The following is a 21457-nucleotide window of genomic DNA, read 5'->3' on the forward strand; positions in this document are numbered from 1 at the left end:
TTGACGGGTATGGCTCAGCGTTGGGTGGCAGCGAGCAGGTCGACGTAGGCCACGTCGAGCAGGTCGGATTCGGCAATGCCGAGGGCGTGCATCAGTTGGTGGGCGATCTTCACGCCGTCGTCTTCGGACTGCGTATCGTGCAGCACGACTTCGAGTTCGGCGAAATCGCCGAGGTCTTTCACTGCATCCACATGAATGCGCGTCTGGCCGGCGAGATACAGCTGGCGCACCTTGATGACACGGCCGGCCGTGCCGATGGCGGCGGCCAGCGTGTCGCGCAGGGCGTCTGGCGCGCTGGACGGAACGATGTGGTAGTCCGACACGCGCGGGCCGGCGCTGTTGGCGCGGAAGTAGTGGATCAGCTCGCCGCGCTCGGGCGAGAACTGCCGCAGCTTCAGGCGCCCGTTCGCACAGGCGAAGAACGTGTCGTCCTGCTCGATGCGTTCGGGGCCGGAATCCGCGATGGCAGCCGCGCGCTCGATGAGTGCCGCCACATCGCGCACACGCGCCTTGATCTCGACGTTGCGCGCCATCGGGGCAACCTCAGGCGATCAACGTTTCCAAGACGCGGCGATACACGTTTTTCAGCGGCTCGATAAACGCCACTTCGACGTGTTCGTCGATCTTGTGGATGCTCGCGTTCGGCGGGCCGAACTCGATCACCTGCGGGCAGATCTTGGCGATGAAGCGGCCGTCCGACGTGCCGCCCGTGGTCGACAGTTCGGTCGTCACGCCGCACTCGGCCTGGATGGCGGAGGCCAGGGCTTCGGAGAGGTCGCCTCGCTCGGTCAGGAAGGGCTCGCCGCCCAGCGTCCAGTCGAGCGTGTAGTCGAGGCCGTGTGCATCCAGAATGCTGTGCACGCGCGCCTTCAGGCCGTCCGGTGTGCTTGCGGTCGAGAAGCGGAAGTTGAAGTCGATCGTGACGTGGCCGGGAATGATGTTCGTCGCGCCCGTGCCGCCGTGGATATTCGACATCTGCCACGTGGTCGGCGGGAAGTAGGCATTGCCGTCGTCCCACTTGGCGGCGGCCAGCTCAGCCAGCGCCGGGGCAGCCAGGTGGATCGGGTTCTTGGCCAGATGCGGGTAGGCGATGTGGCCCTGCACGCCATTCACCGTGAGCTTGCCCGACAAAGAACCGCGTCGCCCGTTCTTGACCATGTCGCCGAGGGTGGATACGGAGGTCGGCTCGCCGACCACGCAGTAGTCGAGGCGCTCGCCGCGCGCGCGCAGCAGGTCGCACACCTTGACGGTGCCGTCGTGCGCCGGGCCTTCCTCGTCGCTGGTGATCAAAAAGCCGATCGAGCCGGCGTGGTCCGGGTGCTTGGCGACGAATTCTTCTGATGCGACCACGAAGCCGGCGATGGACGTTTTCATGTCGGCCGCGCCGCGAGCGTAGAGCTTGCCGTCGCGGTGCGTGGGTTCGAACGGGTCGGAGTGCCATTGTTCGACGGGGCCGGTGGGCACCACATCGGTGTGGCCTGCGAAAACCAGCAGCTTGCCGTCGGTGCCGGCCCGGCCGCGCTTGACGGCCCACAGGTTGGTCACCCGAAAGTGGTCCGGGCCGCTGATCACGGTTTCGCATTCGAAGCCGGCGGCGGTCAGGCGTTCGATCAGCACGTCCTGGCAACCCTTGTCTTCGGGCGTGACGGAGCGGCGGCGGATCAGGTCTTCAGTGAGGGCAAGCGTGGGCTGCATGTTCGACATGACGACAGTCACGGTGATGTTGTTGTGGTTAGAACAGGGCGGCGTACTGGTCGGCAGAAAAGCCTACGTTGACGCTCTTTTCGTGCACGAGCACTGGCCGCTTGATCAGCGACGGGTTGGCCTGCATCAGCGCGATGGCGCCGGCTTCGTCTTCCGCGCGGGCCTTGTCGGCGTCAGACAGCGCGCGCCACGTGGTGCCCTTGCGGTTGAGCAGCGTGGTGAGCGGCACATGCTTGAGCCAGCCGGCCAGCATATCGGCGCTCACGCCTTGCTTCTTGAAATCGTGAAAGGTGTAGGCAATGCCGTTCGATTCGAGCCACGTGCGGGCTTTCTTCACGGTGTCGCAATTGGGGATGCCGTGCAGGGTCGTCATGGTGGGATTCGCAATCAGTGTCGAGAGGCTTGCAGGGCAAACGAGAGGGCAACAACGGCCAAGGCAAAGCCGATGGACGCCAGCCACGTCATGCGCTTGAGGCGGCGCTCCAGCCGCGCGGCTTCGTCGCGCAACGCGTCGATGGTGATGGCGTGCTGTTCGGCCAGCAGCTTGACGGACTCGGCCTGCTGCAGGATCGCCGCTTCCAGCTCGGCAATCCGTGTATTCGGGTCGGGCGCGGCGCCCTCTCCGCGGGCAGGCTCGGTCCCGGTTTTCTTGCGGTTCTTGAACTTGTCGATGGTCTTGTTCGCTTGCTCCAGGATGGTGGGCAGCAGCGACAGGACAGTCCCGATGGTGTTTGGATCAAGACCCATGATGCGTTGGCGCAGCTTGCCGAAGCGGGTGCCGGTGGCATTGCGTTCGGACATGGCTGGGCTTCAAGTGGTTGGCATGCCCGCAAGACTAGCAGGCATGCCTTGCGCCGATGCTTAATCGCCGCGCAGCAGCTCGTTCAGGCCAACCTTGGCGCGCGTCTTGGCGTCGACCTTCTTGACGATCACGGCGCAGTACAGGCTGTGCGTGCCGTCCTTCGACGGCAGGTTGCCCGCCACCACCACCGAACCCGCCGGGATGCGGCCGTAGCTGACTTCACCGGTTTCGCGGTCGTAGATCTTGGTCGACTGGCCCAGGTACACGCCCATCGAGATTACCGAGTTCTCTTCAACGATGACGCCTTCCACCACTTCCGAGCGGGCACCGATGAAGCAGTTGTCTTCGATGATGACCGGGTTGGCCTGCAGCGGCTCGAGCACGCCGCCGATGCCCACGCCGCCCGACAAGTGAACGTTCTTGCCGATCTGTGCGCACGAACCGACGGTGGCCCACGTGTCGACCATCGTGCCTTCGTCAACGTAAGCGCCGATGTTCACGTACGACGGCATCAGCACGGCGTTCTTGGCGATGAACGAGCCACGGCGCGCCACAGCCGGCGGCACCACGCGGAAGCCACCCGCGGCGAAGTCTTCGGCCGTGTAGTTGGCGAACTTGCTCGGCACCTTGTCGTAGAACTGCGTGAAGCCACCGGCAGCCATCGGCGCGTTGTCTTCCAGGCGGAACGACAGCAGCACGGCCTTCTTGATCCACTGATTGACGATCCACTCGCCGTCCTTCTTCTCGGCCACGCGCAGCGCGCCACGGTCGAGCTGGCCGATCACGTTGGCGACGGCTTCACGGACATCGGCCGGAGCGGCCTTGGGCGACAGGTTGGCGCGGTCTTCCCACGCTTGATCGATCAGGGATTGCAGTTGTTGCGTCATGGTCTTGTTGGCTCTCGGAGAGGAAACAGAAGAGAAAATTACGGATCAGCGTTGCTGGCAGAATTCGACAATCCGGCGCGCGCCTTCCAGGCATTCGTCCACGCCGGCCACCAGCGCGATGCGCACGTAGTCCTGGCCCGGATTCGTGCCGTGCGCCTCGCGCGCGAGGTAGCTGCCTGGCAGCACGGCGACGTTTTTAGCGGCCAGCAGCTGGCGTGCGAATTCAGTGTCCGACAGGCCCGTGCGTTTGACGTTGGCCCACAGGTAGAAGGCTGCGTCGGGTAGGGCCACGTCCAGCACCTGGGCCAGCATCGGCGTGACCTGCTGGAACTTCTTGACGTACTGCGCGCGGTTGTCGCGCACGTGGGCCTCGTCGTTCCACGCAGCGATGCTAGCGGATTGCACCGACGGGCTCATCGCGCTGCCGTGATACGTGCGATACAGCAGATAGGCCTTGAGCAGCTTGGCGTCGCCGGCCACGAAACCGGAGCGCATGCCCGGCACGTTGGAGCGCTTGGACAGGCTCGAGAACATCACCAGGCGGTCAAAACCGCGGCCCAGCTTGTGCGCGGCTTGCAGCGCGCCCAGCGGCGGGTTGGCCTCGTCGAAATAGATCTCGGAATAGCACTCGTCCGAGGCGATGATGAAGCCATATTCGTCCGACAGCGCGAAGAGCTGTTTCCAGTCTTCGAGCGTGAGCACGGCGCCGGTCGGGTTGCCCGGGCTGCATACAAAGACGAGCTGCACGTTGCGCCATTCTTCGGGCGTAATCGCGGCGAAATCGGGCGCGTAGTTGCGCGCCGGGTCGCTGTTGGCGAATAGCGGCGTGGCGCCGGCCAGCAGCGCCGAGCCTTCGTAGATCTGGTAGAACGGGTTCGGGCACAGCACGCGGGCGCCGGGCTTGCTGCCGTCGATCACGGTCTGCGCGAACGAGAACAGTGCCTCCCGCGAGCCGTTGACCGGGATGACCTCGGTGGCCGGATCGACCTTCGGCAAGCCGTAGCGGCGCTCCAGCCATGCGGCGATGCACTGTCGCAGTGCATCGGAGCCGAGCGTCGTGGGATAATTCGCCAGCCCGCCGAGCGCCGCCGTCAACGCGTCTTTCACCAGGGCCGGCGTCGGATGCTTGGGCTCGCCGATGCCGAAGCTGACCGGCGTATGCGCAGGGCTGGGCGTCACGTCCTTGACGAGCGCTTTCAGTTTCTCGAACGGATACGGCTGCAGGGCAGACAGGCGCGGATTCACGGTGTTGGGCGGCGGTGTTGGGCTGGTCTGGGCTAAGCAGGGGCGCTTGCCGGGAAGCCCGAAATTATACGGCCAACGTGTGCTGGCCGCCCCAAGACAATGCTGGATGCGGCGGTTCTCCGCCGCTTTTTGTTGGTCACATGACATCGATTGCTTCCTCGGCGGATACCGCCACCCACCACGAGCCGCAATGGGCGGCCGCGATGTTCATCCTGCTGGGCGCCTCGGTCTGGGGCATTGCCTGGTATCCGTATCGATTATTGGCCGCCTGGGGCTTGGGCGGCATGCTGGCCTCGTCGCTGACGGGTGCCGCCGCCGCTGTACTGGCTGCCGTGGCGCTCCGCCGTCACTTCGCAACGTTTCAGTGGTCATGGGTGATCCCGGCGCTCGGGCTGGCCGCAGGGGTGACCAACGCCGGCTTTGTCTGGGGCACGGTACACGGCACGGTGATGCGTGTGCTGCTGCTGTTCTACCTGACCCCGGTGTGGACGGCGCTGCTGGCGCGCATGTGGCTGCATGAGCGGCTGGGGTGGCGCGGCGGCATGCTGCTGACGCTCGCGCTGGCGGGCGCGGTGATGATGCTGTGGTCGGGCGAGGCGGGCACACCGTGGCCAGGGTCATCGGCGGAATGGGCTGGGCTGATCGCCGGTCTGGCCTTTGCCTGCAATAACGTGCTGTCGCGCTTGGCGGGGCAGCGCCATCCGACCATGCGGCCGGAGATGCGTACCGTGGTTGTGTTCACCGGTTGCGCGCTGGTCGGGTTTCCTGCGGCGCTGCTGTTTGATGGTGTGCACTCGGCACCTGACGCACTTGCACAGGGCGGTACCTGGCTCCTGTTGATTGCCATGGCCGGCGTACTCGTGGGTGGCAATGCGCTGGTGCAGCGCGGTCTGCAGCGCCTGCACGCCAACCGCGCCGCGCTGCTGATGTTGTTCGAGATCGTGGTGGCGGCCGTGTCGTCGGCGCTGCTCACCGCGGAGCGCATGTCGATGCGCGAGATGGCGGGCGGCGCGTGCATCATTCTGGCGGGTGCGCTGTCGGCGCTGTCGCCGCGCAAATAGCCCGCGGCGGTTCTGCCAACCGACCGAAGCGATGGCGCTGTTGCCTCCCATCCCGTTCGGAGTCCTGGTGCGATGCACAAGACGCTCGCCGGAATGGCTTGCGCCCCGTGAACACGCGCGAGCCCGGCGGCCGGATTGACATCATTTGTCACCCAGGTGAAACCCCTGACAAATCCGCAGCAATCCGGCGTAAGGTCGGGCCAATTTCGTTCATTTCTGTAGCGATTTGATTGGCGGGAGCCCAGGGGGCGGGTGGTATGATGGCGCCATCCGCGCCCCTGGCGGGCGCCTTGCCATCACGCGCCACACCGTGCGTGAGTCATGGACAGGGTGCAAGCCTCGGGCGCTCGCTTCGTTACTCTCACTGATCCCTTCGAGACGAACTCAACGTGCGCCTCTCCTCGATCAAGCTCGCAGGCTTCAAGTCTTTCGTCGATCCGACCAATTTCCACGTTCCGGGCCAGCTCGTCGGCATCGTCGGCCCGAACGGCTGCGGTAAATCCAACATCATCGACGCCGTGCGCTGGGTGCTCGGTGAATCACGCGCGGCCGAACTGCGCGGCGAATCGATGCAGGACGTGATTTTCAACGGCTCCACGCAACGCAAGCCCGCCGGTCGCGCCAGCGTCGAACTCGTGTTCGACAACGCCGAAGGCCGTGCCGCCGGCCAGTGGAGCCAATACGCCGAGGTGGCGGTCAAGCGCGTGCTGAGCCGCGACGGTACCTCGTCGTACTTCATCAACAACCAGGCGGTGCGTCGCCGCGACATCCAGGACATCTTCCTCGGCACGGGCCTCGGACCGCGCGCCTACGCCATCATCGGGCAGGGGATGATCTCGCGCATCATCGAGGCCAAGCCCGATGACATGCGCATCTTCCTGGAAGAGGCCGCGGGCGTTTCCAAGTACAAGGAACGCCGCCGCGAAACCGAAAACCGCCTTTCCGACACGCGCGAAAACCTCACCCGCGTGGAAGACATCCTGCGCGAACTCGGCACCAACCTCGAAAAACTCGAGGGGCAGGCCGAAGTCGCGCAGCGGTTCCAGACGCTGCAGGCCGAAGGCGAAGAGAAGCAGCATCTGCTGTGGCTGCTGCGCAAGCGCGAAGCGCAGGCCGAGCAGGAACGCCACCAGCGCATGATCCTGCAGGCGCAGGTGGACCTGGAAGCGCAGACCGCGCAGCTTCGCCACATCGAGGCGGAGCTGGAAACGATGCGTGCCGCCCACTACGCGTCGTCCGATGCCATGCACGCCGCGCAGGGCGCCCTGTACGAAGCCAACGCCGAGGTCAGCCGCCTGGAAGCCGAGATCCGCTACGTGGTGGAATCGCGCAATCGCATCCAGCAGCAGATTGCGACGCTGACCGCACAGCAGGATCAATGGCGCACCCAGGGTGAGCAGGCCCAGGCGGATCTCGCTGCGGCGGAAGAAGAACTGGCGATGGCGGAGGAACGCGCCGCGCAGGCCGCCGAGGAAGTCGCCCGCAAGTCGGACGAACTGCCTGCCCTGGAAGCGCAGTGGCGCGATGCACAGACCACGCTGAACGAGCAACGCGCCGCCATCCTCCAGTCGGAACAGGCGCTCAAGCTCGAAGCCGCGCATCAGCGCAATGCGGATCAAGCCCTGCAGCAACTTGAGCAGCGCCGCGAGCGCCTGTCGCAGGAAGCCAGCGGCCTCGACAAGCCGGACGACGTGCAGCTCGAAACGCTGCGCGCCGAACTCGCCGAGCAGGAAGAAGTGCTGACCGAAGCGCAGGCCGCACTTGAAGACGCCGAGACGCAACTTCCGCTGCTCGACGACGCACGTCGCGCTGCGCAGGATCGCGTGCAATCCGAAGCGTCCACCATTGCCAGCCTCGAGGCTCGCCTGGCCGCGCTCAGGCAGCTGCAGGAAAACGTACAGACCGACGGCAAGGTGCAGCCGTGGCTTGCCAGGCATGAACTGGGCGAGTTGCCGCGTTTCTGGAAGAAGCTGCAGATCGAGCAGGGCTGGGAGCCGGCGCTGGAAGCCGTGCTGCGCGAGAAGCTTTCAGCGCTGGAGGTTTCGAACCTCGACTGGATCAAGGCGTTCGCGGCCGATGCACCGCCCGCCAAGCTGGCGTTCTATGCGCCGCCCGCGGCGGCGCGCCCGGTTGACGCGCCGGCGGGGCTGCGTCCGCTGATGTCGCTGGTGCAGGTGACCGAGCCAGGCATTCGCGCCGTGCTGCAGGACTGGTTGGCCGACGTGTACATCGCCGACGACATGCAGGCGGCGCTCACCGCGCGCCAGACGTTGCCCGAGGGCGGTACGTTTGTCGTCAAGGCCGGGCACCTGGTAGGCCGTTCGTCGGTGCAGTTGTACGCGCCCGATTCCGAGCAGGCCGGCATGCTGGCCCGCGCGCAGGAGATCGAGAACCTGCAGAAGCAGGTGCGCGCCCAGACGCTGCTGTCGGACGAAGCCAAGAGCGCAGCCGTGCGTGCGGATGCGGCCTACGCGCAGGCCAGCCAGGCGCTCCTGCATGTGCGAGCCCGCGCCGATCAGGCCACGCGGCGTGTGCACGTATTGCAGATGGACGTGCTCAAGCTTTCGCAGGCGATGGAGCGCTACAACGCACGCAGTGGCCAGATCGACAGCGAGCTGGAAGAGATCCGCGCGCAGATCGAGGAACAACGTGCCATCCGGGCCGAGTCGGAAGCGACCTTCGAGCAGCACGATGCGGCGCTCGCCGACATGCAGGCGCGCTTTGAAGACAACCAGCAGGCTTTCGAAGCCCTGGAAGCCCGCCTGGGAGACGCTCGCAACGCGTTGCGTGACCTCGAGCGCGGCGCGCAGGAAGCGCACTTTGCCGAGCGCAACCTGAACAACCGCATCGCCGAGCTCAAGCGCAACATTCAGGTGGCCACCGACCAGGCCCAGCAGATCGTGCTGACGCTGGAGAACGCGCGCGCTGAGCTGGAAACCATCAACGAGCAGACCGCGCACACCGGCCTGCAGGAAGCGCTCGAACGTCGTGCCGAGAAGGAAGAGAAGCTCGGCATGGCGCGCATGGAGCTCGACGCGTTGTCCGCGCAGCTGCGCCAGTTCGACGAGCAACGGTTGACGGCCGAACGGGGGCAGCAGCCGCTGCGCGATCGCATCACCGAACTGCAGTTGAAGGAGCAGGCCGCACGCCTGAATCAGGAGCAGTTCACCGAGCAGCTCACCACGGCCAACGTGGACGAAGCCGCGCTGGCGGAACGCCTGAGTGCAGACCTCAAGCCTTCGTATCTGCAGGGCGAAGTCACGCGGATCAACAACGCGATCAATGCACTGGGCCCGGTCAACATGGCCGCACTCGACGAGCTGGCGGCAGCGCGCGAGCGCAAGGGCTTCCTCGATGCGCAGTCGGCGGACTTGACTGACGCCATCAACACGCTCGAAGACGCTATCCGCAAGATCGACCAGGAAACGCGCGCTCTGCTGCAAGGCACGTTTGACCAGGTCAACCATCACTTCGGTGAGCTGTTCCCGACGCTGTTCGGCGGCGGCCAGGCCAAGCTGATCATGACGGGCGAAGAGATTCTCGACGCGGGCGTGCAGGTGATGGCGCAGCCGCCGGGCAAGAAGAACTCGACCATCCACCTGCTGTCGGGCGGCGAAAAAGCGCTGACCGCGATTGCGCTGGTGTTTGCGATGTTCCAGCTGAACCCGGCCCCGTTCTGCTTGCTCGACGAGGTGGACGCGCCGCTGGACGACGCCAACACCGAGCGCTACGCCAACATGGTCAAGCGCATGTCCGACAAGACCCAATTCGTTTTTATTTCTCATAACAAGATTGCGATGGAAATGGCGCAACAGCTCATTGGTGTGACCATGCAGGAACAGGGTGTGTCCCGGATCGTGGCGGTGGACATGGATGCCGCGCTGACCATGGCGGAGGCCGCGTAAATGCAGGACAACAACCTGGTGATGGCGCTGTTGGGCGCCGGCGTGGTGTTCGTGCTGGTGATCGTGGTCTACAACCAATGGCAGATCCGCAAGGCGCGCCGGCCCGAGGCTTATAACCCGCTCGCAGGGGAAGCACCGCACGGGGAGGGCTGGGCCGACCGGCATGAACCTGCGCTGGGCGGTCAGCTGGACGAGATCGACCGTGTCGAGCCGCGTCTCGAGCCCGGGCTGGCTCTGCGCTCCGATGGGCATGAGCCGTCGACAGGCAGCGCTGAAACCGAGGCGGGCGTGATCGGTGCCGAACTCGCCCCCGGTGGCGAAGAGGCCGAGTTGCTGGCGGCGGAAGCGGAAGAGCCCGCCGAGGAGCCCGCGCCTGGCTCGCTTGAGCCTGCCTCCGGCGTGATCGACCCTCTGATCGATTGCATCGTGCCGCTGCATCCGGAGCGCGAAGTGTCGGGCGACCGTCTGCTGCCCGCGCTGGCCAAGCTGCGTCGCGCGGGCACCAAGCAGATCCACGTGGAAGGCCTGAACCCGGCGGCCAACGCCTGGGAAGCCATTCGCGCCGGCCAGCGTTACCTCGACTTGCAGGTGGCCGTGCAACTGGCCAACCGCACTGGCCCGCTGAATGCGCTGGAGTTTTCGGAATTCATCAGCGCCATCGATCCGCTGTCGGAAGCCGCCGATGCAGTACCAGAACTGCCGGACATGAACGAGACGATCTCGAACGCGCGCGAGCTCGATGCGTTCGCCGCGGAGTGCGATGTGCAACTCGGCGTGAGCGTGATTTCCGACGGCGCGCCGTGGTCGGCAGCGTATGTGCAGACGGTGGCGACGCAGGACGGTCTGGTGCTCTCGCGCGACGGCACACGCTTCACACGCTTCCACGCAGGGGCCGACGGCGTACAGCGCGCCTTGTTCACGCTGCAGTTCGGCGACACCAACTTCCTGCGCGATGACCTGACCGTCAAGGGCGGCCGTCAGATCACGCTGCTGCTGGACGTGCCCGTGGCCGAGGAGGCGTCCAAACCGTTCAAGCTGGTCTGCGAATATGCCTACACGCTCTCGCAGCGCATGGGTGCACAGGTGGTGGACGACAACCTGCGTCCGCTGACGGAGCAGTCTTTCGTTGCCATCCAGAAGCATCTGCGGGTGCTGTACGACAAGCTTGAGTCGCGCGGCATCCCGGCGGGTTCCAGCACTGCGGTGCGCCTGTTCAGTCACTGACGCTTTCCACGATGAGCAAGACCGCAGACCCTGCGTCCCGAGCGACTCCCGAGGCGCGGGCGGCATGGCTGCGTGCCGCGCTGAATCGCTATGCGCACGAGTACTACGTGCTCGATCAGCCGAGCGTGCCCGACATCGAATATGACCGGCTCTATCGCGAGCTCGAAGCGCTCGAGGCCGAGCACCCGGAACTGAAGACGCCCGATTCGCCGACCCTGCGGGTGGGCGGTGCGATCCTGCCGGAGTTCGCGCCGGTGCGCCACGTCGTTCCGATGCTGTCGATCCGCACCGAGACCGACACCACGCCAAACGGCGCACGTGCGTTTGATGCGAGCGTGCGCCGTGAACTGGGCCTCGATGCGACCGACCCGCCCGTCGAATACGCAGCCGAACTCAAGTTCGATGGCCTCGCCATCAACCTGCGCTACGAGGCTGGTTATCTCGTGCAGGCGGCCACGCGCGGCGACGGCACGACGGGCGAAGATGTGACGCAGAACATCCGCACGATCCGGCAGATACCCCTCGGGCTGTCTCCAGTGCGCGGCGTCGTGCCCGACGTACTCGAGGTGCGCGGCGAGGTCTACATGCGCCGCGACGATTTCGAAAGGCTCAATGCACGCCAGCGTGAACGCGGCGAGAAGACCTTCGTCAACCCGCGTAACACCGCTGCCGGGGCCGTGCGGCAGCTCGACCCCAAGATGGCCGCGGAGCGCCCGCTTTCTTTCTTTGCCTATGGCTTGGGCGAGGTGGTTGGCTGGAAGCCTATGCCCGAGACGCATTCCGGCCTGCTCGATGCGCTGCAGGATTTTGGTTTTCCGATCAGCAAGGAGCGTGCGACCGTCAAAGGCGGGGATGGGCTGGTTGACTTCCACGCTGCCATTGGGGCCAAGCGCGATAGCCTGCCGTTCGATATCGACGGGGTCGTCTACAAGGTCAACGCGCTGGCGTTGCAGCGCGAGCTGGGCTTCCGCACGCGCGAGCCGCGCTGGGCCGTGGCACACAAATATCCTGCCCAGGAGGCGCTGACCACGGTCGAGGCAATCGATGTGCAGGTGGGCCGCACGGGTGCCATCACGCCCGTGGCGCGGCTCGTGCCGGTGTTCGTCGGTGGCGTGACGGTGACCAATGCGACGTTGCACAACGAAGATGAAGTGCACCGCAAGGACGTGCGCGTGGGCGACACCGTGATCGTGCGGCGTGCCGGTGACGTGATCCCCGAGGTGGTGGGCGTGGTGCTGGAACGTCGCCCGATGGTGGAGAAGCCCGGCCGGGATCTTTTCCATGCGGAGCAGGTGCCCCAGCACGGCCCTTACATGCTGCCCAAGACCTGCCCGGTCTGCGGCTCGCACGTCGTGCGCGAGGAGGGCGAGGCGGTGGCGCGGTGTTCGGGCGGACTGTTCTGCTCGGCGCAGCGCAAAGAGGCGATCCGCCATTTTGCCGGACGCCGGATGATGGATATCGAAGGCCTGGGCGAGCGCTATATCGACAACCTCGTCGAGCTGGGCTACGTGCATGGCATTGCTGACCTGTACAAGCTCACGCTCGAAGACTTCCTGGAGATGAAGCGGCGCGCCGACGAGCGGGATGGGCTGACACCCGAAACGGTGGCTGCCGGCAAGATCGCCACGAAGTGGGCAGAGAATCTGCTCGAAGGCATTCAGGCGAGCAAGATGCCGCCGCTGGCGCGCTTCCTGTTTGCGCTCGGCATTCGCCACGTGGGCGAGTCGACTGCCAAGACGCTGGCCGATTGGCTGGGGAGCCTGGCGGTCATTCGCCGTGCGCCTGCGCCGCTGTTGCTTTCCCTGCCCGACGTGGGTGCCGTCGTGGCCGAGGCCATTGCCGACTTCTTTGCCGAGCCGAAGAACCAGCAGGCGTTGGATGCGTTGCTCGATGCGGGCGTCGCTCCGCAGGGCGAGCATGCCCCGAACGCCAAGCTGCGCGAGATGCTCGAACCCGCGCAGCTGTATGCGTCGCTCGGCGTGCCGAAGCTGACTGCCACGCGTGCCAGGCAACTGGCTGCCGCGGCGCCGACGCTTGGCCATTTGGCGCGGGTGCAAGCCGATCAGCTGGCCGGTCTGCCGGCAGACGTATCGGCTTCGCTGCTTGAATGGCTAGGCGCGCATGACCACCGCATCCAGCTGGAACAACTCGATGCGTTGCGCGCCGAGCTGTTGGCCATCATGCCGGACGAGGCTGCGGAAGCGGGCGTTCTGTCGGGCAAGACCGTTGTGCTCACCGGCACGTTGCCGAACCTGACGCGCGATGAAGCCAAGGCGATGCTTGAAGCCGCAGGCGCGAAGGTCTCGGGTTCGGTCTCGAAGAAGACTGACTACGTTGTCGCCGGGGAAGAGGCCGGCAGCAAGCTCGCCAAGGCAGAAGAACTGGGCGTGAAGGTTCTGGACGAAGCGGGTATGCTCGCGCTGTTAAAAAAGTAGCCAGGAGACGAGGCGTGATCCGAAACATCCTGAAGATGGGCGACAGCCGTCTGCTGCGCGTCGCCAAGCCGGTCGAGCGCTTTCATACGCCCGAGCTGACTGCGCTGATCGAAGACCTGTTCGATACGATGGATGCCGCGCGGGGCGCTGGCCTCGCGGCACCGCAGGTAGGCGTGGACCTGCAGGTTGTCATCTTTGGGTTCGACCGCAACGAGCGTTATCCGGATGCGCCCGCCGTACCGAAGACCGTGCTGATCAATCCCACCATCGAACCGCTTTCCGACGAGATGGAAGACGGCTGGGAAGGCTGCCTGTCGGTACCCGGCCTGCGCGGCGTCGTGCCGCGCTACACCCGTCTGCGCTATACCGGCTTCGATCAGCACGGCCACGCGATCGACCGCATTGCAGAGGGCTTCCACGCCCGTGTCGTGCAGCACGAGTGCGATCACCTGCAGGGCGTCCTGTATCCGATGCGTGTGAAGGATTTCACCCGCTTCGGCTTTACTGAGGTGCTGTTCCCGGAATTGCCCGCCAATCACGACGACTGATCGCAGTGGCGGGAGCGCTGCATCCGCTGGGGCGGGTGGGCGCGTTTTCATCCACCACGGAGATGCTATGAAGGGAGAGGGGATGTGGGGCTGGCGCCGACTGGCGCTTGGAATGGCCGTAACAGCCATGCTCGGGCTGGCGGCCTGCGCGGGGCCGCAAGCTCCGGAAACAGCCGCGGCCGCGCCGGCAGCTGTAAAACCGCAAGGCCCGGTCTGGCAGCGTGTGCATCTGGGCGCCGACGCCGGTGCCTACGATTTTCCTGTCTATGCCAACCATCCGCTTGACGGCGACCTGAGCGGCATCCGGGAAGTGGTGCTCGTGCAGCACGGTCTGCAGCGCAACGGCAACGACTATTACGCCGCAGGCGCGGAGTTGCTCAGGACGAGCGGCCGCAACCCCGACGAGGTTCTGCTGATTGCGCCGAACTTTCCCGGCACACCCGATACGGGCAAGGGCTTCGATGGCATGCCGGTCTGGTCGGTCGACGGGTGGATCGGCGGCTTCAATGCGACCAATCCCCCCTACACGGGGCTGAGTTCGCTCAAGGTGCTCGATGACCTGATCGCTTACGTGACCGACCCGGTGCGCGCACCCAACGTCAAGCGCGTGACAGTGGCGGGCCATTCCGGTGGCGGGCAGATCGTGCAGCGCTATGCGGTGCTCAACGATATCGACGAGGGTATCCGCAAGCGCGGCATTGACCTGAACTATGTGGTCGCCAACCCGTCGTCCTATCTGTACTTCACGCCCGAACGGCCGCACGGCAAGGGCTTCAGGCGCTACAGCACGAGCGTCTGTCCCGATTACGACCACTACAAGTACGGCATGGTCGACATGGTCCCGTATGCGGCCGGCAAGAGCGGCAGGCAACTGTTCCACCGCTACGCACAACGCCACGTGACCTATCTGGCCGGCACCGCCGACAACGACCCGAATCACCGCGTGCTCGACAAGCGCTGCGGTGCCGAGGCCGAAGGCCCGACCCGTCTGGATCGCGCACGCAACTACTGGCGCTACGAGCACCATCTGGCGGGTCGCATGCACGTCAACCACCAGGCGCACGAGGTGGTCGGCGTGGGGCACGATCAGGCGAAGATGTTTGGCTCGCGCTGCGGTGCGCAAGCCGTGTTCGGTATGCCGGCATCAACCAACGCCACGGGCGCCGCCTGCCAGGCACCGCGTCTTTGACCAGGCGCCCAAGGAAAAAGCCGGTCACGCGATAGGCGTCGACCGGCTTTTTTCGTTGGAGCGGAGCGGGCGTCAGAACTTCTCGAATGGCCCCAAGAACCGCCACTGCCCCACCGGCAGATCACCCAGTACGATGCGTCCCATACGGATGCGCTTCAGGCCCACGACGTCCAGGCCGACCTGCTCGCACATGCGCCGGATCTGGCGCTTCTTGCCCTCGCGCAGCACGAAACGCAACTGCTCCTCGTTCTGCCAGCTCACCTTGGCGGGCTTGAGGGGCTCGCCGTCCAGCGACAGGCCGAAGCGCAGCTTCTCGAGCAGTTCTTCCGGGAAGACCTTCGAGATGTCGTGCTCCACGCGACCTTGCGGTGAATTCCACACCACGCGCACGAGGTATTCCTTCTCGACCGTTGAATCCTCGCCGATCAGGTGGCGCGCGACGCGGCCGTCCTGCGTCAGCACCAGCAAGCCGGTGGAGTCGATGTCCAGGCGGCCTGCGGGCGCCAGCGCCTTGCGCTGCCACGGGGCGAAGCGCTTGCGCGTGGGATCCTGCTCCCACTGGTTTTCCGGCACGAACAGCGCGGCCGCCGGCTGGTAGCCGTCTTCTGCCTGGCCCGACACGTACCCGACCGGCTTGTGCAGCAGCACGGTCACGCGTTCGCCCTGCTCGGACCGCGCGGCCTGGTGGATCTCGATGATCGCATCCGGGCGCACGCGCGAACCCAGCTCGGTGACGGGCTCGCCATCGACGACGACCCAACCGCGCGGAATCCACTCGTCGGCCTCGCGGCGTGAGCACAGACCCAGTTCGGACATGCGCTTGGACAGGCGAACAAGCCCGCCCGATTCAGCCGGTGCTGCCTGATGTGGGGCCCGCTCTTCGACCTGGCGCGGCGCACGCTCCTGGCGCTCCGGACGCTGCGGCCGGTCTTCGGGGCGGCGTGGCGGACGGTCGTTGTCAAGGCGTCGCGGCGCGCGGTCGTCGCCGTACTTGCGGGGGCGCTGCTCATCGTCGAAGCGTCGCGGCGGACGCTGATCGTCGCCATAGCGTCGTGGGCGTTGCTCGTCATCGGCACGTCGGGGCGGACGTTGATCGTCACCGTAGCGGCGTGGCGGGCGATTCTCGTCAAAGCGGCTGGGTGCCCGTTGGTCTCCGTCACGACGTGGCCCACGTTGATCATCGCCATAGCGGCGCGGACGCTCGTCATCGAACCGGCGCGGCGGGCGGTCTTCGAAGCGTCGCGGCGGCTGGTCGTTATCGAATCGGCGTGGCGGGCGCTGGTCATCGCTGGGCCTGCGCGGCGGACGCGCATCGTCAAAACGACGCGGTGGGCGGTCTTCGAAGCGTCGCGGCGGCTGGTCGTTATCGAAGCGGCGTGGCGGGCGCTGGTCATCGCTGAACCTGCGCGGCGGGCGCTCATCCGCGTCGCGTCTCGGCGCGCGTGGCTGTGAGGCTTTATTGTCGCGACCTTCCTCGGGCTTGGGAGCGCGTTGCGACGGCCGCAGCGGAAGCCGGTCACGGTTCAGGTCAGAGGCGCGCAGCGGTTTGCCGCTACTGCGCACCGTGTTGCCCGTTTCGTCACGGCGCACACCGAGCGTGGTGCGCTTGCCCGGGCGGGTTGCGCGCTGGGTCGGGTCGGAGCGGCGCTTGTCGTCGTCGCCCGGAAAATCGTCGGAGTCGGTAGTCATGAATCTGGACCGGTAAGGCTGGGCGCTCAGATGGCGAGCGCATCGAGCAGCTCGCTTTCCAGCGCGAGCTGCAGTTTGTTGTCCTGGGTCAGGCGGGTGCCGTCGACCAGGAAGATGTCTTCCACGCGCTCGCCAAGCGTGTTGATACGTGCGGTGTGCACCGACACGCGGTGGCGCGCGAGCACACGGGCAATGGCATACAGCAGGCCGGTGCGGTCAGTGGCCGAGATCGACAGCAGGTAATACTGGCCGCGCTCGTCCGGACGCAGGTCGACGCGGGGCTTGATCGGGAAACTGCGAGACTGGCGGGAGACGCGTCCACGCGGCGGTTCAGGCAAAGCGGCTTCGAGTGCGATCTGCTCGGCCAACTCGTGCTCGACGAGCGTGATGATGTCGCGGTAGTGCCCAGGCTCCACCAGCCCGGTGCCTGGGTCGGCTACCTGGAAGGTGTCGAGCGCATAGCCGTGCTTGGTGGTGTGGATCTTGGCATCGAGGATGGTCAGGCCCTTGCGCTCGAAATACCCGCAGATGCGGGCAAACAGGTCAGGCCGGTCCGGCGAATACACGGCCACCTGAAGGCCTTCACCCACGGGAGAAATACGCGCCCGCACAATGGGGGCGGTGGTGTTGACGCGGTTCCAGAAGTGCCGCGTAAACCAGGCAATATCGCTCGCTCCGTGGCGCAAGAACACACCGACGTCGAGCTGCTTCCACAAGGCTTCGTAAGCGGCGTCGTCCAGCGTAGCCAGGCGCAACAGGGCGCGCGCCTTATCCTTGCGGCCTTCGAGCACGGCATGCGCGTCGGTGGTGGCGCCGCCCAAGGCGCGCAATGTCATGCGGTACAGGTCTTCCAGCAGCTTGCCTTTCCAGGCGTTCCACACCTTGGGGCTGGTGCCCCGGATGTCGGCCACGGTCAGCAGATAAAGCGCGGTGAGGCGCCGTTCGCCACCGACCAGGTCAGCAAAGCGACGGATGACTTCGGGGTCGCCCACGTCCTGCTTCTGCGCGACCTGGCTCATGGTCAGATGATGCTCGACGAGCCAGACGATGAGGTCTGCGTCCTCTTTGGCAATGCCATGCTGTCGGCAGAAGCGTCGCGCGTCTGACATGCCGAGCACGGAATGGTCGCCGCCACGCCCCTTCGCGATGTCATGAAACAGCGCGGCCACGGTCAGCACCCACGGCTTGTCGAAGTTCGCCATCAGTTGGCTGCAGAACGGGAACTCGTGCGTGTGCTCGACGATGGCGAAACGGCGGATGTTGCGCACCACCATCAGGATGTGCTGGTCCACCGTGTAGACGTGGAACAGGTCGTGCTGCATCTGTCCGACGATGCGCCGGAAGTTGATCAGGTAGCGGCCCAGCACGCTGGTCTGGTTCATCAGTCGCAGCGCGTGCGTGATGCCCTGCGGCTGTTGCAGGATCGACAGGAAGAGCGCGCGGTTGGCCGGGTCCTGGCGCCATCTGGCGTCCATCAGCGTCCGGGCGTTGTACAGCGCCCGCAGCGTGCTGGCCGCCAATCCCTTGATGCCGCGTGTCTGCTCATACAGCAGGAAGGTTTCCAGGATCGCGGTCGGCTCACGCTGGTAGAGATCGGGGTCGGCAATTTCGAGCATGCCTTGGCGCTCGACGAAGCGTTCGTTGATCTTTCGCGTGATGCCAAGTTCGGTTGGGAAAAGGCGTGCCTCGATGTTCTGCAGCACCACGGTGTTGAGCTGCGAGACCGCCTTTGCCGCCCAGTAGTAGCGGCGCATGATCTGTTCGCTTGCCCGCTTGGCCGTGGTCGGGCGATAGCCGAAAGCCTCGGCCAACTGTGTTTGCAGATCGAAGACGAGCACATCCTGGCGGCGCCCCGCCAGCAGGTGCAGGCGCGCCCGGATGGTCTTGAGCAGGCGTTCGTTGGAGGTCAGTTCCTGCGCCTCGCGGCGCGTGAGCAGGCCGCCTGCGAGCAGTTCGTTCCAGCTCGATCCGAAGCCGGCTGCGCGCGTCATCCACAGGATGACCTGCAGGTCGCGCAAGCCCCCTGGGCTTTCCTTGCAATTGGGCTCGAGGGAGTAGGGCGTGTCTTGATACTTGGCGTGCCGCTGGCGCATTTCCAGCAGCTTCGACTGAAAGAAATCGGCAGCATCGAGGTGCTGCTGGTACTGCACCTCGAACGTACGGTACAAGTCTTCGTCGCCGGTCAGGCGGCGATGCTCCAGCAGGGACGTGCGCACCGTCACGTCCAGCTCGGCCTCGCTGATGCACTCCTCGACCGTCCGCACCGATGACCCGATATCCAGCCCCATGTCCCAGCATCGGCCGATAAACGCTTCGAGGCGCGTCTCGAGCGCCTTGTCTGCGGCGTGCGGCAGCAGCAGGAGGATATCGACGTCGGAATGCGGGAACAGCTCCCCTCGCCCATAGCCGCCCACGGCAACCAGGGCGCAACCTTGGGGCATCTGTTCGTCCTGCCAGAGCTGGATCAGCGCGTGATCCACCGCCCGGGCCAGCTTGGTGACCAACTGATGCACATTGGCGTGCTGCTCGAATTGCGCGAACAGGTGCGCGCGTTCAGCCTTCAGGGCGTCGCGCGGAGACATCTCGGCGGGGGCGGCGGCAGCGGTGTGCATGAATCGAGCATAAATGAAACAGCGACCGGCGCGGACGTCCGGTCGCTGCAGGGATTGGGGCAGGCGCAACTGCTGCGGCGCGCCCGCATCGCGTTCAATCAGGCCGTGGCCGGGGCGCCTTCGCGGACGAATTCCGGTGGCGGGGGCGTCAGCGCCGACACCGTCAGTACTTCGTAGCCGGTCTCCGTCACCAGAATGGTGTGTTCCCACTGCGCCGACAGGCTGCGGTCGCGAGTCTTGACGGTCCACTGGTCCGGCATGGTGCGGATGTCGCGCTTGCCCGCGTTGATCATTGGTTCGATGGTGAAGATCATGCCGGCCTTGAGTTCCATGCCCGTGCCCGGGCGGCCGTAATGCAGGATCTGCGGATCCTCATGGAAATTCTTGCCGATGCCGTGGCCGCAATATTCGCGGACCACGCTGTAGCCAGCTGCCTCGGCGTGCTGCTGGATCACGTGACCGATGTCACCCAGCCGGGCGCCCGGCCGCACCGCGACGATGCCTTTCCACATGCACTCGAACGTCACTTGCGTGAGGCGCTTGGCCAGGATGGAACCTTCGCCGACGATGAAGGTACGGCTGGTGTCGCCGTAATAGCCTTCCTTCGTAATGACTGTGATGTCCAGATTGACGATGTCGCCGCTCTTGAGCGCCTTGTCGCCAGGGATGCCGTGGCAGATCACATCGTTGATCGACGTGCAGATCGACGCAGGAAACGGCGGGTAACCCGGGGGGGCATAGTTGAGAGGGGCCGGCACCGTGCCTTGAACGTCACGCATGTAGGCGTGGCACAGGGCGTCCAGCTTACCGGTGGTGACGCCCGGCTTCACGAACGGTGTGATGTAGTCGAGAACTTCAGACGCCAGCCGGCAGGCCACGCGCATCTGCGCGATGTCTTCGGCGGTGTGAATGATAACGGCCATACTGTGACTTTTTCTGCACGCAGATGCGCAATGCGCTGCGTATTGGCTAAAGGTTGAATTATCGCACCAAAGCGACCCGGTCGGGGCTGCCGCGCGCGCGTTCCGGGTCTTGAGTGGATTGGGGTGCGTCTATGGAAGGTCTTGAGTTGATTGGGTTTTTGCCGCTATAATCATCGGCTAAGCAGTTGCCGGCCGTGTGGTCGGTGGCGCTTGAAATCGCGAGCCGCTTCACCGCGGGTGTCCGTCGTAACGCATGCAACGGATGTCTGAGGCGGCTTCAGACCTAACCCGACTGGAGAATTTCATGTCCGTGACCATGCGCGAAATGCTGGAAGCCGGTGTCCACTTTGGCCACCAGACCCGCTTCTGGAACCCCAAGATGGCCCCCTTCATCTTCGGCCATCGCAACAAGATTCACATCATCAACCTGGAAAAGACGCTGCCGATGTACCTGGACGCACTGAAGTACGTGCGCCAACTGGCAGCCAACCGGGGCACCATCCTGTTCGTCGGCACGAAGCGCCAGTCGCGTGAGATCCTGGCTGAGGAAGCCGCTCGCGCAGGCATGCCGTACGTCGACAGCCGCTGGCTCGGCGGCATGCTGACCAACTTCAAGACGGTCAAGACCTCCATCAAGCGCCTGAAGGACATGGAAGCCGCCAAGGAAGCCGGCGCGACCGAAACCATGAGCAAGAAAGAAGCGCTGATGTTCGAGCGCGAAATGGACAAGCTGGAAAAGTCCATCGGCGGCATCAAGGACATGGGCGGCATTCCGGACGCCATCTTCGTGGTGGACGTCGGCTACCACAAGATTGCCGTGACGGAAGCTGCCAAGCTGGGCATTCCGGTGATCGGCGTGGTTGACACGAACCACTCGCCGGAAGGCATCGACTACGTCATTCCGGGTAACGACGACTCGAGCAAGGCTGTCGCACTGTACGTGCGCGGCGTGGCCGACGCGATCCTCGAAGGCCGCGCCAACGCGGTCCAGGAAGTGGTCGAGGCTGCTCGTGGCGGCGACGACTTCGTCGAAGTCCAAGAAGGCTAAAGACAAGAAGGCGTGCGCCCGCGGCTTGGTTGCGCGGGACGCTGCCAGGCCGCACCTGGTGCAACGCATCGGGGCTGATGGCCAGACAGGGGCGCGTAACAAACGCCCCTTTTTTTTGAAATTTGTCATGCGGATGTCCCACGCACGTCGTATTTCGTGGGGCGGCCGGATGGAAACCGGACGAC

16 protein-coding genes are annotated in these 21457 nt (G+C 65.2%); 7 read left to right on the forward strand and 9 right to left on the reverse strand.

What is annotated here, in order from left to right; all coding sequences use genetic code 11:
• Positions 1-14 precede the first annotated feature (14 nt).
• The 6 genes from R2N03_RS05705 to dapC are packed head-to-tail and all read right to left on the reverse strand — an operon-like array spanning position 15 to position 4638.
• Positions 15-533: a class IV adenylate cyclase gene (locus tag R2N03_RS05705; protein WP_316656071.1), complete on the reverse strand. Its 519-nt coding sequence runs from the start codon at positions 531-533 to the stop codon at positions 15-17.
• A gap of 10 nt (positions 534-543) precedes the next feature.
• Positions 544-1695 (reverse strand): succinyl-diaminopimelate desuccinylase, encoded by a 1152-nt coding sequence (dapE, locus tag R2N03_RS05710; protein WP_316656589.1) that lies wholly within the window; start codon positions 1693-1695, stop codon positions 544-546.
• 37 nt (positions 1696-1732) lie between these two features.
• Positions 1733-2077, reverse strand: coding sequence for an ArsC family reductase (locus tag R2N03_RS05715; RefSeq protein ID WP_316656073.1), 345 nt, complete (start codon positions 2075-2077; stop codon positions 1733-1735).
• A gap of 14 nt (positions 2078-2091) precedes the next feature.
• Complete coding sequence (locus tag R2N03_RS05720) at positions 2092-2505, reverse strand: hypothetical protein (protein ID WP_316656075.1); 414 nt, start codon at positions 2503-2505, stop codon at positions 2092-2094.
• A gap of 60 nt (positions 2506-2565) precedes the next feature.
• A complete protein-coding gene (gene dapD, locus R2N03_RS05725; RefSeq protein WP_024975807.1) occupies positions 2566-3393 on the reverse strand; it encodes a 2,3,4,5-tetrahydropyridine-2,6-dicarboxylate N-succinyltransferase in 828 nt (275 codons plus the stop codon).
• 45 nt (positions 3394-3438) lie between these two features.
• Positions 3439-4638, reverse strand: coding sequence for a succinyldiaminopimelate transaminase (gene dapC, locus R2N03_RS05730; protein ID WP_316656085.1), 1200 nt, complete (start codon positions 4636-4638; stop codon positions 3439-3441).
• A 140-nt stretch (positions 4639-4778) separates the two neighbouring features.
• Between dapC and R2N03_RS05735 the strand changes: the two genes are divergently transcribed.
• The 6 genes from R2N03_RS05735 (at position 4779) to R2N03_RS05760 (ending at position 15000) form a co-directional block, all read left to right on the forward strand.
• On the forward strand, positions 4779-5699 hold the full coding sequence (locus R2N03_RS05735; protein ID WP_316656088.1) for a DMT family transporter: 921 nt from the start codon (positions 4779-4781) through the stop codon (positions 5697-5699).
• A 389-nt stretch (positions 5700-6088) separates the two neighbouring features.
• The gene (gene smc / locus R2N03_RS05740; protein ID WP_316656090.1) at positions 6089-9604 is read left to right on the forward strand and encodes a chromosome segregation protein SMC; all 3516 of its coding nucleotides are present in this window, start codon (positions 6089-6091) and stop codon (positions 9602-9604) included.
• Positions 9605-10828 carry a cell division protein ZipA C-terminal FtsZ-binding domain-containing protein gene (locus R2N03_RS05745; protein ID WP_316656092.1) on the forward strand — a complete coding sequence of 408 codons (1224 nt, stop codon included), beginning with the start codon at positions 9605-9607 and terminating at the stop codon, positions 10826-10828.
• 11 nt (positions 10829-10839) lie between these two features.
• Positions 10840-13263, forward strand: a complete 2424-nt coding sequence (gene ligA / locus R2N03_RS05750) for an NAD-dependent DNA ligase LigA (RefSeq protein ID WP_316656094.1) — start codon at positions 10840-10842, stop codon at positions 13261-13263.
• 14 nt (positions 13264-13277) lie between these two features.
• Positions 13278-13811: a peptide deformylase gene (gene def, locus R2N03_RS05755; RefSeq protein WP_316656096.1), complete on the forward strand. Its 534-nt coding sequence runs from the start codon at positions 13278-13280 to the stop codon at positions 13809-13811.
• Positions 13812-13878: 67 nt separating this feature from the next.
• Positions 13879-15000, forward strand: coding sequence for a hypothetical protein (locus R2N03_RS05760; RefSeq protein WP_316656099.1), 1122 nt, complete (start codon positions 13879-13881; stop codon positions 14998-15000).
• Between the two features lie 72 nt (positions 15001-15072).
• Here R2N03_RS05760 and R2N03_RS05765 read toward each other — a convergent pair whose 3' ends face one another.
• From R2N03_RS05765 to map, 3 genes are all read right to left on the reverse strand, one after another.
• On the reverse strand, positions 15073-16689 hold the full coding sequence (locus R2N03_RS05765; protein WP_316656101.1) for a pseudouridine synthase: 1617 nt from the start codon (positions 16687-16689) through the stop codon (positions 15073-15075).
• Positions 16690-16715: 26 nt separating this feature from the next.
• Entirely contained in the window at positions 16716-19301 is a 2586-nt protein-coding gene (locus tag R2N03_RS05770) for a [protein-PII] uridylyltransferase (protein WP_316656103.1), read from the reverse strand.
• A gap of 98 nt (positions 19302-19399) precedes the next feature.
• Positions 19400-20224: a type I methionyl aminopeptidase gene (gene map, locus R2N03_RS05775; RefSeq protein ID WP_316656105.1), complete on the reverse strand. Its 825-nt coding sequence runs from the start codon at positions 20222-20224 to the stop codon at positions 19400-19402.
• Between the two features lie 304 nt (positions 20225-20528).
• Between map and rpsB the strand changes: the two genes are divergently transcribed.
• Positions 20529-21272, forward strand: coding sequence for a 30S ribosomal protein S2 (gene rpsB / locus R2N03_RS05780; protein ID WP_316656107.1), 744 nt, complete (start codon positions 20529-20531; stop codon positions 21270-21272).
• Positions 21273-21457 lie beyond the last annotated feature (185 nt).

Source organism: Ralstonia condita, from assembly GCF_958405655.1.
In the GTDB taxonomy this organism is placed as follows: Bacteria; Pseudomonadota; Gammaproteobacteria; order Burkholderiales; family Burkholderiaceae; genus Ralstonia; species Ralstonia condita.

Excerpts from the sequence above, each read along its gene's own strand:
- R2N03_RS05705 (WP_316656071.1), bottom strand. The coding sequence starts at position 533 with ATGGCGCGCAACGTCGAGATCAAGGCGCGTGTGCGCGATGTGGCGGCA.
- dapE (WP_316656589.1), bottom strand. The coding sequence starts at position 1,695 with ATGCAGCCCACGCTTGCCCTCACTGAAGACCTGATCCGCCGCCGCTCC.
- R2N03_RS05715 (WP_316656073.1), bottom strand. The coding sequence starts at position 2,077 with ATGACGACCCTGCACGGCATCCCCAATTGCGACACCGTGAAGAAAGCC.
- R2N03_RS05720 (WP_316656075.1), bottom strand. The coding sequence starts at position 2,505 with ATGTCCGAACGCAATGCCACCGGCACCCGCTTCGGCAAGCTGCGCCAA.
- dapD (WP_024975807.1), bottom strand. The coding sequence starts at position 3,393 with ATGACGCAACAACTGCAATCCCTGATCGATCAAGCGTGGGAAGACCGC.
- R2N03_RS05735 (WP_316656088.1), top strand. The coding sequence starts at position 4,779 with ATGACATCGATTGCTTCCTCGGCGGATACCGCCACCCACCACGAGCCG.
- R2N03_RS05745 (WP_316656092.1), top strand. The coding sequence starts at position 9,605 with ATGCAGGACAACAACCTGGTGATGGCGCTGTTGGGCGCCGGCGTGGTG.
- ligA (WP_316656094.1), top strand. The coding sequence starts at position 10,840 with ATGAGCAAGACCGCAGACCCTGCGTCCCGAGCGACTCCCGAGGCGCGG.
- R2N03_RS05760 (WP_316656099.1), top strand. The coding sequence starts at position 13,879 with ATGAAGGGAGAGGGGATGTGGGGCTGGCGCCGACTGGCGCTTGGAATG.
- R2N03_RS05765 (WP_316656101.1), bottom strand. The coding sequence starts at position 16,689 with ATGACTACCGACTCCGACGATTTTCCGGGCGACGACGACAAGCGCCGC.
- R2N03_RS05770 (WP_316656103.1), bottom strand. The coding sequence starts at position 19,301 with ATGCACACCGCTGCCGCCGCCCCCGCCGAGATGTCTCCGCGCGACGCC.
- map (WP_316656105.1), bottom strand. The coding sequence starts at position 20,224 with ATGGCCGTTATCATTCACACCGCCGAAGACATCGCGCAGATGCGCGTG.
- rpsB (WP_316656107.1), top strand. The coding sequence starts at position 20,529 with ATGTCCGTGACCATGCGCGAAATGCTGGAAGCCGGTGTCCACTTTGGC.